A 16,451-nucleotide genomic window follows, 5' to 3' on the forward strand; every position below is an offset into this window, starting at 1 on the left:
TGCTCAACGGAACGTCCCGAAGGTCCGGTCCGGAGCACGCTCTGGGGCGCAAGCATGTCCAGTGGAAGCCGATCGCGGGCTATCTAATTGCTGGCACTGGGACCAGCGGGTGTGTCTCAAGATCGCGTAGGGGCGGGCTTGTTGATTCGAAAATGCGTGGAAATCAACGACCGGGCATCCATTACTACCCTCCCAGTCTACCGGGTGGCGGTCCGCAACCCGGTACGGCGGGGCCGCGCCGTCCTGTGGCCGTCAGCCGACGAGTTCCAGCTTGACCTCGCGGGTGGCGATATCGGAGGACACTACCCGCACCCGGACCTGGGTGCCGGACACCAGTTCGCCGGGGCAGCGGGCCGTGACCGCCGGGTCCGCGATCTGCACGATGCCGGAGGGGCCGTTGCCGTTGCCGTTGCCGTTCTTGGCCGGTTTGGAGCCGGAGATGACGACGGCGTCGAACTCCTGGCCGATGTGGTTGACCAGCAGCGCGGCCTCGACGGTGTCCAGCGAGAGCCGTTCCAGCCTGCCGGCCAGCTGGTCCGAGGCGGCCATGATCGCCGGCAGCGAGGGCAGTGCCTCACGGGCCCAGCCGGGGACCTCGGCTCCGGTGGACAGGGCCTCGCAGATCACCAGGACGAAGCGGTCGATCAGGCGCCGCAGCGGGGCGGTGGAGTGCGCGTAGGCCGCGCCGATGGCGGCCTGGATGGCGTCTTCGGGCACGTCACCGTCGAAGTGGGTGTAACCGGCACCTCGGAAGAGCATCCCGGCGGAGTGCAGGATCGCAAGCTGGCGCGGATCCGTGGGGTCGAGCGTGCGGAGGTATTCGCCGTAGCTGATCCGGCCGTCCCACGGCTTGCCCAGTGCGCCGGTCTGGCGACGGAAGTGCCGCAGGGAGTTTTCATCCGGGGCGGGCATGGTGCGCAGGATCCCTACCTTGCCCTGGAGCATGAGCTCCGCCGCGGCCATGCCCGTCATCAGGGAAATCTGCGCATTCCAGTCCTCCACCGGCAGCGGCGGCGCGGCGACGATCCGGTAGCCGCCGTCGGGCAGTTGTTCGATCTCCTGGTCGGGCATGTTCAGGCTCGCCCCGCCGCGCAGGCGCTCCAGTTCCACGCGCTTGCCGCCCACCTCCCGCAACAGCTGCAGCACCGGGTCCGCGGTGCCGCCGTCGAGCGCGGCCTGGACCCCGTGGTAGCTGAGCTTGGCCCGGCTCCGGACCCGGGCCCGGCGTACCTGGACGGCGGAGACCTCGGCGGCGGCGTCCAGGTCGAAGTCCCAGACGAAGGCAGCGCACAGCTGCCCTTCCAGCAGGCTGCCGGCCGCCTCGCTGATGACCTCGGGGTGCAGCGGGATGCGGCCGTCCGGGGTGTAGAAGGTCTGCCCGCGGCGCCGCGTTTCGGCATCGAGCGCTCCGCCGGGAGCCACGAAGGAAGGGACGTCGGCGATGGCGTACAGCACCCGGTACCCGTCTCTGGCGCGGTCAATGAACAACGCCTGGTCCAGGTCGGTCGACGACGCCGGGTCGATGGTCACGAACTCAACATGCGTCAGGTCCAGTCCGGGCAGTTCATGGCCGGCCACGGCCGCCTCCGCGTCCCGGAGCGCATCCTCGGGGAACTCGCCCGGCAGTTCCAGCGTGGTTCGCAGCGCGTTAAGGGCCTGGGCCAGCTGGTTCTGCTGGCGGCGGACGTTAGGGGTCAGGCGATGATGAGACACGAAATCAGGTTAGCCCGATTTCCGCCGCTAATGTTGAAGGATGAGCACCTCCCCGGACGGACCTGCACGCCACCACCGCTTCCTCCGCGACCTGCTCGGCGCGATGGCCTACGGGGAGCTGTCGGCCTTCGAGCGGCTCTCCTCGGACGCCCGCTATTCGCCGACACTCAAGGACCGCGCCGTGCTGGGCCGGCTGGCCGTGGTCGAGTTCGGGCACTTCGAACTGGTCTGCGCCAGACTCACCGCGATGGGCGTCGACCCGGAGGACGCCATGCTGCCCTTCCAGCCGTCGGTGGACCACTTCCACGAGCGCACCCGGCCCGCCGACTGGTATGAGTCGCTGATGAAGGCCTACGTGATCGACACCGTCTCCGCCGACTTCTACCGGGCTGTTTCCGGCTACGTCGACGCCGACACCGCGGGGCTGATTGAGCGGGTCCAGGCCCCGGGCGACGCGACGGCGGTGCTGCGGGACCGGCTGAAGGCCGCGCTCGCGGACGATCCCCGCCTGGCGTCGCGGCTGGCGCTGTGGGCGCGGCGGCTGCTGGGCGAGGCCCTCACCCAGGCGCAGCGGATCAGTACGGAGCATGCCTTCCTCGCCGGCCTCACCGGCATGGCGGACGCCGCGGCCCCGCCGGCCGCGGCTGCTGGAGGTGCCGCCGCAGACAGGCCGGAGCAGACCGCCGTGCCGGGGCACCCCCTGTCCGCCGGGATCGCGGCCGGGCTGGCTGCGGCCCACGCCCGCCGGATGTCCGAGCTGGGGCTCGCCGGCTAGGTCCGCCGGCCGGGCCGGTCAGCGCCCCGGCGCCCCGGCGTCCAGTGCCGCGAGCAGCGCGGCGGCGGCGCCGGCCGGATCGTCGGCCTCGGTGATGGCACGGACCACCACAATGCGGCGGGCGCCGGCGTCGACGACCTGTTCAACATTGCCCAGGTCGATGCCGCCGATCGCGAACCACGGGACCACACCGGCGACCCTGCCGGCGTCGGCGGCCTCGGCGCGGCCGATCGCGTCGGCGGCGTACCGCACGAGGTCCAGGCCGACGGCGGCCCTGCCCGGCTTGGTGGGCGTGGCCCAGACCGGTCCGACACAGAAATAATCCAGTCCGCTCCGGCCCGGGGCGGCGGCGATCGCCGCGTCGACCTGTTCCGGCGTATGGGTGGACATCCCGATGACGGTGGACTTGCCCAGGAAGTCCCGGGCGGCGCCGAAGGGGATGTCCTTCTGCCCGATGTGGAAGACCGGCGCCCCGGCCAGCGACGCCAGGTCGGCGCGGTCGTTGACCGCCCAAAGCCGGCCGTGGCGCTGGGCCACGGAGTGCAGAACCTCCAGCAGTTCCAGTTCCTCGGCGGCCTCCAGCGACTTGTCCCTCAGCTGGATGATGTCCACCCCGCCGACGAAGGCGGCGTCGACGAAGTCCTCGAAGTCACCGCGTTCCTTCCGGGCATCGGTGCACAGGTACAGGCGGGCGGTGGTGTGGACATCCTGGCTCATGGTCCCAGCCTAGTTCCTCTAAACTGGGCGCATACCGCGGGAGCCCGCACAAGCCGTCGACGGACGGCAGGGCTGAGAGGGCGTCAGAGCCGACCGCTTGACCTGATCCGGTTAGTACCGGCGTAGGGAGGAATCCATGGACACCTTGGCCGTACCGGCCGTGCAGTACGACGTCGCCGTGATCGGCGGGGGAGTGGTGGGGCATGGCATCGCCTGGGAGGCGCGCCGTTCGGGCCGTTCCGTCGTGCTGATCGACGACGCCCCCGGCACCGGGGCCAGTTGGGCCGCCGCCGGCATGCTTGCCCCGGTCAGCGAACTGCACTACCAGGAAGAGGGGCTCCTGGCCTTCATGCTGGAAGCGTCCCGGCTCTGGCCCTCGTTCGCCGCCGCCCTCGACGCCGAGACCGAAACCGGAGACGCCTCCGGCACCGGCTACCTTCCGACCCCGACGCTCGCCGTCGGCGTCGACCCGGCGGACCGCCGCGCGCTCGCCGACCTGCGGGCGGTACAGCTGGCCTCCGGCCTGGCGGTCGAGCCGCTGGGCGTGCGCGAAGCGCGCGCACGCGAGCCGCTGCTCAGCCCCGGGATATCCTGTGCCTTCGAGATTCCCGCCGACCACCAGGTGGATCCGCGCCGGCTCCTGGCCCGGACCGCGTCCCTGCTGGCCGCGGACAGCAAGTTCACCGCCATTCGCCGCCGCGCCGCCGGGCTGCTCTGGGACAACGGCCGGGTCGCCGGCGTCGGCCTGGCGGGCGGCGGCCAGGTCCGCGCCGCCGAAACGATCGTGGTCAACGGACTGGGAGCCGCGGACCTGAAGGGCCTGCCCCCGGGACTGTCCCTGCCGCTGCGGCCGGTCTACGGGGACATCCTCCGGCTCCGCGTCCCCCCGGCGCTGCGGCCGCTGCTGCGGTGCACGGTGCGGGGACTGGTCCGCGGGGTCCCGGTCTACCTCGTGCCGCGGGAAGACGGCACCGTGGTCATCGGCGCGACCCAGCGTGAGGATGCCCCCGCCCACGCCGGAGCGGTGTCCGCGGGAGGGGTGTACCAGCTGCTGCGCGACGCCCAGCAGCTGCTTCCCGCCGTCGCCGAACTGGAGCTGCTCGAGGCCACCGCCCGGGCGCGGCCGGGGACCCCGGACAATGCACCGCTGCTGGGCCGCGTGGCCGGTTCCGGCGGGGAAGAGACCGCCGGGCTGATCATCGCCACCGGGTTCTTCCGGCACGGCGTCCTCCTCACCCCGGCGGCCGCTGCGGTGTGCCGGCAGCTGCTGGACGGGAAACCGGACCCGCGCTGGGCCGGCTTCCGCCCGGACCGGTTCGCCGCACACCAGGATTCCCGACTCCCCACCGACGACAGGACAACAGCATGAACATCAGGCTCAACGGAGCGCAGCACGCCGTCCCCGACGGCGCCACGGTCGGCGCCTTGGTCAGCGGAGTCACGGGCCGGGCCCTGGCCGAGGACGGCCACGCCACCGACGGCCGGAAGCTCGGCGTCGCCGTCGCCCGCAACGCCGAGGTCGTGCCGCGCAGCCAGTGGCACTCCACCGCACTCGCCGACGGGGACGACGTCGAACTCGTCACCGCAGTACAGGGAGGATGAACACGATGGCAGCACTTGCCCCCACCACGCAGCAGCCGGCGCGGGATCCGCTCACCATCGACGGCGTCGAGCTGGGCTCGCGGCTGATCATGGGCACCGGCGGCGCGCCCAGCCTGGAGGGCCTGGGCGCGGCGCTGCTGGCGTCCGGGACGGAACTCACCACGGTGGCCATGCGCCGCTACTCCCCGGCCGAGAGCGGGTCCCTGTTCCAGCTGCTGGCGGACCACGGCATCCGGGTGCTGCCGAACACCGCCGGCTGCTTCACGGCCCGCGACGCCGTCCTGACCGCGGAGCTGGCCCGCGAAGCGCTGGAGACCGACTGGGTGAAACTGGAGGTCATCGCCGACGAGCACACCCTGCTGCCCGACGCCCTGGAACTCGTAGAGGCCACCGACCAGCTGGTGGCCCGCGGCTTCAAGGTCTTTGCCTACACCAACGACGACCCGGTGCTGGCCCTCCGGCTGGAAAACCTCGGCGCCACCGCCGTGATGCCGCTCGGCGCCCCGATCGGCACCGGTCTGGGCATCCTGAACCCGCACAACATCGAACTGATCGTCTCGCGGGCGTCGGTGCCCGTGGTGCTCGACGCCGGCATCGGCACCGCCTCCGACGCGGCACTCGCCATGGAACTCGGCTGTGACGCGGTGCTGCTCGCCACCGCGGTGACCCGGGCCCAGGATCCGGCACTGATGGGCGCGGCGTTCAGGCACGCCGTCGCCGCCGGCCGGCTGGCCCGGAAGGCCGGCCGGATCCCGCGCCGCGAGCACGCCCTGGCCTCCTCCGCCATGGAGGGCCGGGCCGAGTTCCTCTGACCCGGGCCGCCAAAAGCAGCGTGGCCGCTCCACCCGGGGGGGTGGAACGGCCACGCTGGAGTGCTGGCTGCGGCGGAGTTAGAGCCGGAGGATGGCGGTCATCCGCGCGGTGTCCTGCCGGGTGCGGGACCGGCCGAGGTAGAGCACGGCGCCGATCGCCGCCGCCGTGCCGAGCAGCAGCGGCAGCACCCAAGGAATCCACGTCAGGCCCGGCTGGTAGCCGAAACCGGCGGCCATGAAGATGATCCAGCTGAGCATGGCCACGGCCAGGGCAACCCCGGCCGGCACGGCGATGCCGTATTTGGCGTGCCGCTTGTCATTGGCCCAGACCACAAAGCCCGCGGCCACGGCCACCATGGCCACCACAATAAGGGACAGCATTCAGACTCCTTCAGGGAAGTGCGGGGCGTACCCGGGGGCGGCCGGGCCGGGCCTAGAGGGCGCCGAAGCCGACGCGGCGGACCTCTTCGGCGCCGATCTCGACGTAGCCCAGGACGTTCGCCGGGACGATGATCTGGCGGCCCTTCTCATCGGTCAGGCGCAGCTCGGTGCCCTTGGACAGGGCCTCTGCCACCAGCGCCGCCACCGCGTCGGCGTCCTGGTTCGATTCCAGGGCGATTTCGCGGCCGATGTTCTGAATGCCGATCTTTACTTCCACAGCAAGGCCTCCCAGCCAATCAAAAAGTTTGAGGGTGTTCTCTATTTGTAGTCTAGGACTCTTTGGGGAAGCGCGAGATTCCGCGCCAAGCTAAACGGTAGACCAGGTCACTGGCCACATCGAGGTCGAGGTCGCCGTCGGTTTCCAGCCAGTAGCGTGCGCTGACCTGGGCCATGCCGGAGAGCCCGCGGCCCAGGAGCTGGGCCTCGATGAGCGGCAGCTTGGTGTCCTCGGCGATGACCTTGGCGATCGCGTCGGCGAAGGTCTTGTTGAAGGTTTCCAGCCGGGCGCTGACGTCGGCGTCGTTGACCAGCCCCGATTCGAAGACCAGCCGGTGGGCCTGGTCGTCACTGGCGATGAAGCGGAAGTAGGCGCGCATGACGGCCTGGACGCGCTCGTCGTTGTCCGTCGTGGAGTTGAGGGCGCCCAGCAGCAGTTCGGTCAGGGCCGACAGGTGGCTGTCCAGCAGCGCCAGGTACAGCTCGCGCTTGGACGGGAAGTGCTGGTAAAGCACCGGCTTGCTCACGTGCGCCGTCTCGGCGATTTCGTCCATCGCGGCGCCGTGGTAGCCGTTGGCCACGAAAACTTCCTGGGCGGCGGCGAGTAGCTGGGCCCGCCGTTCGTCGCGCGGCAGCCGGGCCGAACGCTGGCTCCCGCTCCGGCCGTGGCCGGTCGCCGGCTTTCCGGTCTGTCCCCGCGCATCCGGTGCCTGATGAACCACTGTCCGCCTTCTTTCCCTCGCTGTTAGCTCCACTTTACGCGCGGGTAATATGACCTGGCGGCATCTTCGGGCATACATTGAAGTATGGCTTCCCAGTTGAGCGCGCACGGCATCCCGGCTACCCCGCCCTCGGCGCCCGGACCGCTGGTCGATCCCGGGCCGGACCTGACGCCGGAGGAAGTGGAGCGCTACTCCCGCCACCTGATCATCCCTGAGATCGGTGCCCTCGGGCAGCGCCGGCTCAAGAACGCCAAGGTCCTGGTGATTGGCGCCGGCGGCCTCGGCTCGCCCACGCTGCTGTACCTGGCCGCGGCCGGCGTGGGGACCCTCGGCATCATCGACGACGACGATGTGGACCTCAGCAACCTGCAACGCCAGGTGATCCACGGCGTCGCCGACGTGGGCCGGCCCAAGACCGCCTCGGCCCGGGACGCCATCGCCGCGCTGAACCCGCTGGTCGAGGTCCGGCTGCATGACGTGCGGCTGGATGCCACCAACGCGCTGGACCTGTTCGCCGGGTACGACCTGATCATCGACGGCGCCGACAACTTCGCCACCCGCTACCTGGTCAACGACGCGGCCGCCATCCTGGGCAAACCCTACGTCTGGGGCTCCATCTTCCGCTTCGACGGGCAGGTCAGTGTGTTCTGGGAGCAGCACGGGCCCACCTACCGGGACCTGTACCCCGAGGCGCCCCCGGCCGGCTCCGTTCCGTCCTGCGGTGAAGGCGGCGTGTTCGGCATGCTCTGCGCCGCCGTCGGCTCCCTGATGGTGACCGAGGCGGTCAAACTGATCACCGGCGTCGGCCGGTCCCTGCTGGGCCGGGTGGCCCTGTTCGACGCCTTGGGCGGGACCTGGCGCGAAATCCGGGTGTCCCGGGACCCCGCGGCGCCCCGCATCACCGAACTCACCGATTACGAAGCCTTCTGCGGGATCGCTCCCGCCGCGGACGCCGGCACCGAACACACCGTCACGGCCACCCAGCTGGCCACCATGCTCGCCTCCCGCAAGGCCGGGCTCAAGGACTTCCAGCTTGTGGATGTGCGCGAAAGCGGGGAGTTCGACATCGTCCGCATCGAGGGTGCCAGACTGATCCCGCAGGGCAGGATCCTGGCCGGCGACGCGTGGGCCGAGCTGCCGCAGGACACGGACATTGTGTTCCACTGCAAGGGCGGCACCCGCTCCGCGGCCGTGCTGGCCGCCGCCCGGGCCGCCGGCTACGAGCGGGTCAGCCACCTGGAGGGCGGCATCCTCGCCTGGGTGCGCGAGGTTGAGCCGCAGAAGCCGGTCTACTGAGAGGCGCTGCCATGCGCGCGTCGAACGGGCTGACAGGCGTCGACGCGTTCGCCGCCGACGGGGCCTAGGCCGTTTCCCGGCCGCTTTCGGGCGCGGCAGCCCCGTCGTGGTCGACCGGGCACTGCGCCTCGGTTCCGGGGGCAGCGGCGCGGGCCGCGGGCTGCTCGACCGTGATCCCGTAGACAGCCTCGAGGCCGGCGACATAGTCGGCCTGCTGGCCGTTCGCCGCGAGTTCGCGGGCACGGACGGTGGGGACGTGCAGCAGCTGCTTGACCATCCGGCGCAACGCGAACTCCACTTCCTCCGCCGCGGCGGTGCAGCCGTGGCGCGCGCGCACCTTCTCCATTTCGGCGTCGAGGACGTCCATGGTGTGGCGGCGCAGGGCGACGATGGCCGAGTCGACCGAGCGCGCCTGGCGTTCCTGCTCGAACGCGGTCGCGGCGCCGTCGACAATGTCGCTGGCCTGGCTCAGGGATTCGGCCTGCTCCTGCGGGGCGGCCAGCCGCACGGACTCCAGGGTCAACAGTTCGACGCCGTCCAGTTCGGCGACGGCGGGATCAAAATCGTGGGTGAGCGCCAGGTCGATCACGATCAGGGGCTGCGGCGACGCTGCACGGATCCGCGCCAGCTCCCCAGCCTCCACGCGGTTGTCCGAGCCGCTGCAGCCGATCATGACGTCGGCGGCCGCCACGGCGCCGGGCAGTGAGTCGCTGTCCAGTGCTGTGCCGCCGCGGGTGGCCACGAAGCCGGCGGCCCTGCCGGAGGACGAAAAGACCGACACGTCGGTGCAGCCGCGTTCGCGCAGCAGGGACATGGTGGCGCCGGCGTACGCGCCGGTTCCGAAGACCACAACCTTCTTGGCGGACCAGTCGGCGTTCTCGGAAAGGTCGGTGGCCAGGTCGAGGGCGACCGACACGATCGAAAGGCCGCGGGAGCCGAGGGCGGTCTGAGCACCGACGTCCTTGGCGGTCTTGGACGCGGCCTGGAACAGCCGCACGAGGCCGGCGCTGGCCGTCCCCTCCTGCTGGGCGCTGATCAGTGCGCGCCGGACCTGGCCGGCGATTTCGCGTTCGCCGACGACGGCGGAGTCCAGCCCGGAGCTGACCGCGAACAGGTGCCGGGTCACATCCGGGCCGGTTCGGGTGTTGAAGGACCGGGAGACGAGTTGCTGGTTCAGGCCGCTGGCGCCGCTGATCTGCGAGACCAGGGCGGCGCGGGCCGCTTCCACGTCATCCGGGTGCGGCGCTTCGCCGTAAATTTCGAAGCGGTTGCAGGTGGCCAGGACAACGGCACCCGCCACGGCCGGGGAACCGGCGAGGGCGGATGCGGCAAGCCCGGAAGCGCCGGTGCTCAGTTGAGCAACGGTCTCGAGGTCGATGTCGGCGTGTGTAGCCACCAATGAGAAAAGAACCACAGCACGACAATCATAGCTTTTTCGTCCCCGTGTAGAACAACAGCCCGGGGTGGGACTGCCCACGCGAGGTTGTGATTCGCGCCACGGCGGGCCGCTGCGGGCGCCGTCTGACAGGTTGTCGTTATCTTTTGAGGGCAGTTTTCGGCACAATCAGAGGCATGACTCCTAGCGCTGCGGCAACCGCCGGCACGGCAAACGATGGCACGGCAAGCAATGGCACGGTTAACGACGGCACGGCAACGGGCCTCGACGCCGGCCACCCCTTGATGGACGGCCGCACCGCCGGCTCACCCCTGATTACGGCCTACCGCGGCGGCAAGCCGTCCCGGCGCCCGGTGTGGTTCATGCGGCAGGCGGGACGTTCGCTGCCCGAGTACCTGAAGGTCCGTGAAGGCGTCGCCATGCTCGATTCCTGCCTGCGCCCGGAACTGGCGTCCGAGATCACGCTCCAACCGGTCCGCCGGCACGACGTCGACGCCGCCATCTTCTTCTCCGATATCGTCATCCCGCTCAAGCTTGCCGGCGTCGGCGTGGACATCGTCCCGGGCGTGGGCCCGGTCCTGGACAAGCCGGTGCGTACCGCCGCAGACGTCGCGGCCCTGCCGCAGCTGAGCTGGGAGGCGCTGGAACCGATCCGCGAGGCCGTCCGGCTGACCGTGGCCGAGCTCGGCAGCACCCCGCTGATCGGCTTTGCCGGAGCGCCCTTCACCCTTGCCGCGTACATGGTCGAGGGCCGGCCGTCGCGTGACCACCTCGGCCCGCGCACCATGATGCACGCCGATCCGGAGACCTGGACCGCGCTGGCCAACTGGGCGGCCGACGCCTCCGGACTGTTCCTCCGCGCCCAGCTTGAGGCCGGCGCCTCCGCCGGCCAGCTCTTCGATTCCTGGGCCGGCTCGCTGGGCCTTGCCGACTACACCCGGTTCGTCGCCCCCGCATCCGCCCGCGCCCTGGACCACGTCCGCCACCTCGGCGCACCCCTGATCCACTTCGGCACCGGCACCTCGGAACTGCTGGTGGCCATGCGCGACGTCGGCGTCGACGTCGTCGGCGTTGACTACCGGCTGCCGCTCGACGAAGCCAACCGCCGGCTCGGCGGGACCGTTCCGCTGCAGGGCAACATCGACCCGGCGCTGCTGTCCGCCCCCTGGGACATCCTCGAGGCCCACGTCCGCGAGGTCATCGCGGCCGGCTCCGCCGCCCCGGGCCACGTGCTGAACCTGGGCCACGGCGTACCCCCCGAGACCGACGCGGCGGTACTCACCCGCGTCGTGGAACTCATCCACTCGATCGCGCCGGAGTAGGCCCCCGATGGGCACCGACGCCGCCGGCCCGGCTACTTCCGCGCCCGCCGGGACCGCCGTCGTGATCGGCGGCGGCATCTCCGGGCTGCTCGCAGCCCGGGAACTGGCCCGGGCGGGCCTCCAGACCACGGTGCTCGAAGCCTCGGGGGAGTGGGGCGGCTGCGTAGGCCGCCATGCGGTGGCCGGGCTGACCCTGGACAGCGGCGCCGAATCCTTCGCCACCCGCTCCGCGGCGGTGGCGACGCTGGCCGAGGAACTGGGCCTGGGCGACCGGATCGTTCCGCCCAACCCCGGCGGCGCCTGGGTGCAGCTGCCCGAGGGGCCGCGTGAACTGCCAAAAACCGGGGTGCTGGGCATCCCCGCTAACCCGTGGGACCCCGAGGTCCGCCGGTCCCTCGGGGTGCTGGGCTCGCTCCGGGCCTGGCTCGACACACTGCTGCCGGCGTCCGTCGGCACCGCGGCCGATGCCACCAGCGTCGCCGCGCTGGTCCGCGCACGAATGGGCAGCCGCGTGCTGGAACGGCTGGTCGCGCCCGTGGTCGGCGGCGTGCACTCGGCCGACCCGGCCCTGCTGGACGTGGACATGGTGGCCCCCGGGCTGCGCGCCGGTGTCCGCAACCACGGGTCCCTCGCCGCCGCCGTCGCCGCGCAGCGCCGCCCCGCTGCGGACCGTCCCACCGCCGGGAGCCCGGCCCAGCACAGCCCCGCGCCGGGGCTCCGCAAGGCAGGCTCCGCCGTCGCCGGTCTCCGCGGCGGCATGCACACCCTGGTCACGGCCCTGCTCGCCGAACTGCAGGGACTCGGCGCCACCCTGCTCAGCGATACCCCCGCCGAGGCGGTCCAGCGCATCCCCGGCGGCTGGCGGATCAGCACCGGAACGGCCCGGATCGACGCCGGACGGCTCGTGGTGGCGGTGGAAGGCCCCGCCGCCGTCGCGCTGCTCGCAGACACATTGCCGGCACTGGCAGCGCTCAGCCCGGACCCGGGACCCGACGTCCGGCTCGTGACGCTGGTGGTGGACCAGCCCGCGCTCGATGCGGCACCCCGCGGAACCGGTGTGCTCGTGGCCCCCCAAAGTCCGGGCATCCGTGCCAAAGCCCTGACCCACGCCACGGCCAAATGGGCATGGCTGGCCGCGCTGACGCCGCCGGGCCGCCACGTCCTGCGGCTGTCCTTCGGCCGCGGCGGGGACGAGAGCGGGACGGCCGCCGTCCCGCTGCCCTCCGGCGACGAGGAACTCTACGACGCCGCGCTCCAGGACGCCTCCGCGCTGCTCGGCATTCCGCTCTCCCGCAACGACGTCGTTGGCTGGGACGTGGTCCGGTGGTCCGGCGCCCTGCCGTTCGCGACGCTCGGCCACCGGCAGCGGGTCGAACAGGTCCGCCGGCTCTGTGCCGCTGAAGGCGACCTCGCCGTCGTCGGCGGCTGGCTGTCCGGAAACGGCCTCGCCGCGATCGTCGCCGACACGCCCGGCCAGGTGGCCGCCCTGCTGCCCTGACGCGCTTCCGACGGCACCCCGCTAACCGGAAAGAGGCGGTTTGGGCAAATTTTCCCCGCCGGCTTTCTGCGATTAGGCTCGATGACCATGGTTACGCACAGGTCCGAAGTTCCAGAAACACCGGCCGGTCACCATGGGGGACTCCGACGCGGCACTGCCGTGGCAGCGCTCGGAGCGGTACTGGCTCTCACCGCAGGAGTTCCTGCCACACAGGCGGCAACGCCCTCACCCAGCCCGGACGCGCCGTCCGCCTCGATCTCCGTCGGCATCGATGACCTGATCGGCGGACTGATCGGATCGCCCGAACCCTCACCGACCTCCGGCACCGCCACACCGTCGCCCACGCAGGACACGGCCACGGACGAGCCGGACCCCACCGACCCGCCGGAACAGCGCGACTCGCGGCGGGCCACCGATCCTGCCACCTCCCCGGAAACTGCAGCTCCCGGCACCACCGCCCCGGGCACCGCCGCGCCCGGCAGCCCGGCGCCCGGCAGCCCGGCGCCCGGCACTGCGGCGCCGGGCACCTCCGCCCCGCAGCCGCCCGCCGCCCAGGCTCCGGCCACCGGCCAGCAGGCTGCGCCGGGAACCCCGGAACAGAACGCTCCGGCGGCCCCCGCCGGCACTGCTCCCGCCGCAGGCAAGCCCACCGCGACCCCCGGCGCGACGCCCCGCTCGGCCACCACGAGGTCCGCCGCCACCGTAACGCCGGCCCCGGCACCCTCCTCCGGGGACAAGATGCAGGCCGCGTCGGCCGTCGAACCGGTGGGCCCCTCCGCCCTGGTGGGCTGGGGGATCTGCCTTGTCGCCGTCTCCCTCGGAGCGGGCGCCGTCGTCCTCCGGATGCGCAAAATCTAGGCGCAGGTCGCCCCGGCAGCTGTGAAATTGAGCACTTCTACGCTTTGTAGAAGTGCTCTGTTTCGACTTAGCCCGGGGGAGGGTGCAGGATGGTAACCATGAGCCACACTTCTGCCGAATCTGTCACTAAAACCGGAACAGCAGCCGAGGAAGCCACCGAGCAGTACTTCACGCTGTGGACGGTCTTCAAGCGCTCCGCCGACGTCCTGCGCAGCGGCGACGCGGCCGAAGATTTTGAGGCGCTCCTGGCCCGCCTCGCGGAGGACGGCGTCGTCCACCGCGGCAGCTACGACGTCTCGGCCATGCGCGCCGACGCCGACGTCATGGTCTGGCTGCACGGCCCGCGGGCCGAAGCCCTGCAGCGCGCCATCCGGGACATCCGCCGCAGCAAGCTGTTCACCGGAACCGAGATTGCCTGGTCCGCGATGGGCGTGCACCGCGAGGCCGAGTTCGCCAAGAACCACACCCCGGCCTTCTCCCGCGGGGTGGAACCGGCCGAATGGCTCTGCGTCTACCCCTTCGTCCGCTCCTACGAGTGGTACCTGCTGCCGGACGCCGAACGCGGCAAGATGCTCCGCGACCACGGCCTGCTGGGCCGCGACTTCCCCCAGGTCATCTCCAACACCGTGTCCTCCTTCGCCCTCGGCGACTGGGAGTGGATCCTGGGCCTGGAAGCCCCCGAGCTGGTGGACCTGGTGGACCTGATGCGCCACCTGCGCGCCACCGAGGCCCGCCACCACGTCCGCGAAGAAGTCCCCTTCTACACCGGCCGCCGCGTCAGCGCCGCCGAGATTGCCGAGGTCCTCGCATGAGCCCGCTCGATCCGCAGGAGTCCCCGGAGCTGACCGCCGTGAACCCGGTCACCGAGGCCGGCCGGATGGCCCCCAAGGACTACGACGCCGTGCTGCTGGCCTCCTTCGGCGGCCCCGAAGGCCAGGACGACGTCATCCCCTTCCTGCGCAACGTCACGCGCGGCCGCGGCATCCCGGACGAACGGCTGGAGGAGGTCTCGCACCACTACCGCGCCAACGGCGGCATCAGCCCGATCAACGAGCAGAACCGCCAGCTCAAAGCCTCGATGGAGGCGGAGTTCGCCGCCCGCGGGATCAAGCTGCCGATCTTCTGGGGCAACCGCAACTGGGACCCCTACATCCCGCAGACCCTCCAGGAGATCTACGACGCCGGACACCGCAAGGTGCTGATGATCACCACCAGCGCCTACTCCTGCTACTCCAGCTGCCGCCAGTACCGCGAGGACATCGGCCTGGCCCTTACCGAGACCGGCCTGGACGGCAAACTCGAAGTGGACAAGGTCCGGCAGTACTTCGACCACCCCGGCTTCGTCGAACCGTTCATCGAAGGCACCGCGGCCGGCCTTGCCGATGTCCGCGCCCAGCTGGCCGCCGCCGGCACCCCGGACGCCCCGGTGCATATCCTCTTCGCAACCCACTCGATTCCGACCCGCGACGCCGAAGCCGCCGGCCGGTCCGAGGGCGAACCGCGGCAGTTCGACCAGGACTCGGCCTACGTGGCCCAGCACCTGGCCACCGGCACCGAGGTCATCCGCCGGGTCGAAGCCGAAACCGGCCTCACCGCCCCGTGGTCCCTGGTCTACCAGTCCCGCTCCGGCGCCCCGCACGTGCCGTGGCTGGAACCGGACATCAACGACGCGATCGAGGAGCTCGCCGGCCAGGGCGTCAAGGGCGTCGTAATCGTGCCGCTCGGCTTCGTCAGCGACCACATGGAAGTCGTCTGGGACCTCGACACCGAAGCCCTGGAAACCTGCGCGGGACTCGGCCTGGCCGCCACCCGCGTCCCGACGCCCGGGACGCACCGGAAGTTCGTCGCCGGGATCGTGGACCTGATCAGCGAGCGGACCGCCGCGAACAACATCGCCGACCGGCCGCACCTGACCAAGCTCGGCCCCTGGTATGACGTCTGCCGGCCCGGCTGCTGCGCGAACTTCCGCGGCGAAAAGCCCACCATCGCCGGCGCGGACACCACCGTCGGGACGGGGCACGACCCCTATCCCGCCGGGACCCCCGCCACCGCGGCAGCCCCGGCAGCAGGGCAGGCCACGCCGTGACCGTACGGATCGGCACCCGGGCCAGCAAGCTCGCCCTCACCCAGACCCAGCAGACCGCGGACCAGCTGGCCGCCGTCGGCGGGTTCCCGGTTGAGCTCGTCCATGTCCGCACCGACGGCGACATCCTGACCGGGCCCCTGTCCCAGATGGGCGGCACCGGCGTGTTCGTCGCGGCCCTGCGCGATGCGCTGCTGCGGGACGCCTGCGATGTGGCGGTGCATTCGCTCAAGGACCTGCCCACCGGGCCGGCCCTCGGGCTGAGCCTGGCCGCGACGCCGAAACGCGTCGACGTCCGGGACGTGCTCTGCGCCCGGGACGGGCTCAAGCTCGCCGACCTGCCGGCCGGCGCCACCGTGGGGACCGGCTCGCCCCGCCGCGCCGCCCAGCTGCGGGCCGCCCGGCCCGACCTGGACATCCGCGACATCCGCGGCAACGTCGACACCCGGCTCGGCCGGGTGCCGGGGCTGCCGGGGAACAGCACCGAGACGTACGTCGAGGGTAAATCCTGCGACCTCGACGCCGTCGTGCTGGCCGCCGCCGGGTTGCACCGGATCGGCCGGCTGGACGCTGTGAGCGAATACCTGGACACCGACGTGATGCTGCCCGCCGCCGGGCAGGGCTCGCTGGCGATCGAATGCCGCACCGCCGACGCCCCCCGCAAGGCCGGTTCCACCGAGGGCTCGCAGGGCGTGCTCGCGCAGGCCCTCGCGGCCCTGGACGACCCGGACACGCGCCTGGCCGTCACGGCCGAACGGGCCCTGCTGGCCCGGCTGGAAGCCGGCTGCGCCGCGCCGGTGGGCGCCTACGCCTACCGGAAGGGCAGCATGCTGCACCTTGAAGCCGTGGTCTGCGCCGTCGACGGCACCGCCACGGTCCGGGACAAGAAGGCCACCGACGGGCTGACCGAAGTCGGCGCGACGCTGCTGGGCATCGAGCTGGCCGAGGCGCTGCTGGCCGCCGGCGCGGCCGACATCGCCGACCTGGCCGCCTCCTGAAC

17 protein-coding genes and 1 riboswitch are annotated in these 16,451 nt (G+C 71.6%); of the genes, 11 read left to right on the forward strand and 6 right to left on the reverse strand.

Annotation, left to right across the window (positions count from 1 at the left end; all coding sequences use genetic code 11):
* Positions 1-252: 252 nt before the first annotated feature.
* Positions 253-1,713, reverse strand: coding sequence for an RNB domain-containing ribonuclease (locus ASG71_RS07165; RefSeq protein ID WP_056737965.1), 1,461 nt, complete (start codon positions 1,711-1,713; stop codon positions 253-255).
* A 40-nt stretch (positions 1,714-1,753) separates the two neighbouring features.
* Between ASG71_RS07165 and ASG71_RS07170 the strand changes: the two genes are divergently transcribed.
* Positions 1,754-2,488 (forward strand): ferritin-like fold-containing protein, encoded by a 735-nt coding sequence (locus ASG71_RS07170; protein WP_056737966.1) that lies wholly within the window; start codon positions 1,754-1,756, stop codon positions 2,486-2,488.
* A gap of 18 nt (positions 2,489-2,506) precedes the next feature.
* On the opposite strand, the gene thiE is transcribed toward ASG71_RS07170, so the two are convergent.
* Positions 2,507-3,205, reverse strand: a complete 699-nt coding sequence (thiE, locus tag ASG71_RS07175) for a thiamine phosphate synthase (protein ID WP_056737967.1) — start codon at positions 3,203-3,205, stop codon at positions 2,507-2,509.
* Positions 3,206-3,231: 26 nt separating this feature from the next.
* A riboswitch (TPP riboswitch) is annotated at positions 3,232-3,351 on the forward strand.
* Between thiE and thiO the strand changes: the two genes are divergently transcribed.
* The 3 genes from thiO (at position 3,342) to ASG71_RS07190 (ending at position 5,619) form a co-directional block, all read left to right on the forward strand.
* The gene (gene thiO, locus ASG71_RS07180; protein ID WP_056737968.1) at positions 3,342-4,574 is read left to right on the forward strand and encodes a glycine oxidase ThiO; all 1,233 of its coding nucleotides are present in this window, start codon (positions 3,342-3,344) and stop codon (positions 4,572-4,574) included. Its footprint overlaps the riboswitch before it by 10 nt.
* Positions 4,571-4,807 carry a sulfur carrier protein ThiS gene (thiS, locus tag ASG71_RS07185; RefSeq protein ID WP_056737969.1) on the forward strand — a complete coding sequence of 79 codons (237 nt, stop codon included), beginning with the start codon at positions 4,571-4,573 and terminating at the stop codon, positions 4,805-4,807. The genes thiO and thiS overlap by 4 nt, the downstream gene beginning before the upstream one ends.
* A gap of 5 nt (positions 4,808-4,812) precedes the next feature.
* Positions 4,813-5,619: a thiazole synthase gene (locus ASG71_RS07190; protein WP_268760366.1), complete on the forward strand. Its 807-nt coding sequence runs from the start codon at positions 4,813-4,815 to the stop codon at positions 5,617-5,619.
* 78 nt (positions 5,620-5,697) lie between these two features.
* Here the strand turns inward: ASG71_RS07190 and ASG71_RS07195 are convergent, their stop codons facing one another.
* The 3 genes from ASG71_RS07195 to ASG71_RS07205 are packed head-to-tail and all read right to left on the reverse strand — an operon-like array spanning position 5,698 to position 7,076.
* Entirely contained in the window at positions 5,698-6,000 is a 303-nt protein-coding gene (locus tag ASG71_RS07195) for a hypothetical protein (protein ID WP_056737971.1), read from the reverse strand.
* A gap of 52 nt (positions 6,001-6,052) precedes the next feature.
* Complete coding sequence (locus ASG71_RS07200) at positions 6,053-6,277, reverse strand: DUF3107 domain-containing protein (protein ID WP_056737972.1); 225 nt, start codon at positions 6,275-6,277, stop codon at positions 6,053-6,055.
* Between the two features lie 52 nt (positions 6,278-6,329).
* On the reverse strand, positions 6,330-7,076 hold the full coding sequence (locus tag ASG71_RS07205; protein WP_157366259.1) for a TetR/AcrR family transcriptional regulator: 747 nt from the start codon (positions 7,074-7,076) through the stop codon (positions 6,330-6,332).
* Positions 7,077-7,082: 6 nt separating this feature from the next.
* Between ASG71_RS07205 and moeB the strand changes: the two genes are divergently transcribed.
* Positions 7,083-8,294, forward strand: coding sequence for a molybdopterin-synthase adenylyltransferase MoeB (moeB, locus tag ASG71_RS07210; RefSeq protein ID WP_056737974.1), 1,212 nt, complete (start codon positions 7,083-7,085; stop codon positions 8,292-8,294).
* Positions 8,295-8,358: 64 nt separating this feature from the next.
* Here moeB and ASG71_RS07215 read toward each other — a convergent pair whose 3' ends face one another.
* On the reverse strand, positions 8,359-9,708 hold the full coding sequence (locus ASG71_RS07215) for a glutamyl-tRNA reductase (RefSeq protein WP_056737975.1): 1,350 nt from the start codon (positions 9,706-9,708) through the stop codon (positions 8,359-8,361).
* Between the two features lie 158 nt (positions 9,709-9,866).
* On the opposite strand from ASG71_RS07215, the gene hemE reads away from it, so the two are divergent.
* From hemE to hemC, 6 genes are all read left to right on the forward strand, one after another.
* The gene (gene hemE / locus ASG71_RS07220; RefSeq protein WP_056737976.1) at positions 9,867-11,012 is read left to right on the forward strand and encodes a uroporphyrinogen decarboxylase; all 1,146 of its coding nucleotides are present in this window, start codon (positions 9,867-9,869) and stop codon (positions 11,010-11,012) included.
* 7 nt (positions 11,013-11,019) lie between these two features.
* Positions 11,020-12,510, forward strand: a complete 1,491-nt coding sequence (gene hemG, locus ASG71_RS07225) for a protoporphyrinogen oxidase (RefSeq protein WP_056737977.1) — start codon at positions 11,020-11,022, stop codon at positions 12,508-12,510.
* A 159-nt stretch (positions 12,511-12,669) separates the two neighbouring features.
* A complete protein-coding gene (locus ASG71_RS07230) occupies positions 12,670-13,368 on the forward strand; it encodes a hypothetical protein (RefSeq protein ID WP_056737978.1) in 699 nt (232 codons plus the stop codon).
* 98 nt (positions 13,369-13,466) lie between these two features.
* Positions 13,467-14,180, forward strand: a complete 714-nt coding sequence (gene hemQ / locus ASG71_RS07235; protein ID WP_056737979.1) for a hydrogen peroxide-dependent heme synthase — start codon at positions 13,467-13,469, stop codon at positions 14,178-14,180.
* Positions 14,177-15,454, forward strand: a complete 1,278-nt coding sequence (locus ASG71_RS07240; protein ID WP_056737980.1) for a ferrochelatase — start codon at positions 14,177-14,179, stop codon at positions 15,452-15,454. Before hemQ ends, ASG71_RS07240 begins: the two co-directional genes overlap by 4 nt.
* Complete coding sequence (hemC, locus tag ASG71_RS07245; protein WP_056737981.1) at positions 15,451-16,449, forward strand: hydroxymethylbilane synthase; 999 nt, start codon at positions 15,451-15,453, stop codon at positions 16,447-16,449. Before ASG71_RS07240 ends, hemC begins: the two co-directional genes overlap by 4 nt.
* Positions 16,450-16,451 lie beyond the last annotated feature (2 nt).

It is taken from the genome of Arthrobacter sp. Soil763 (assembly GCF_001428365.1).
GTDB lineage: Bacteria > Actinomycetota > Actinomycetes > Actinomycetales > Micrococcaceae > Arthrobacter.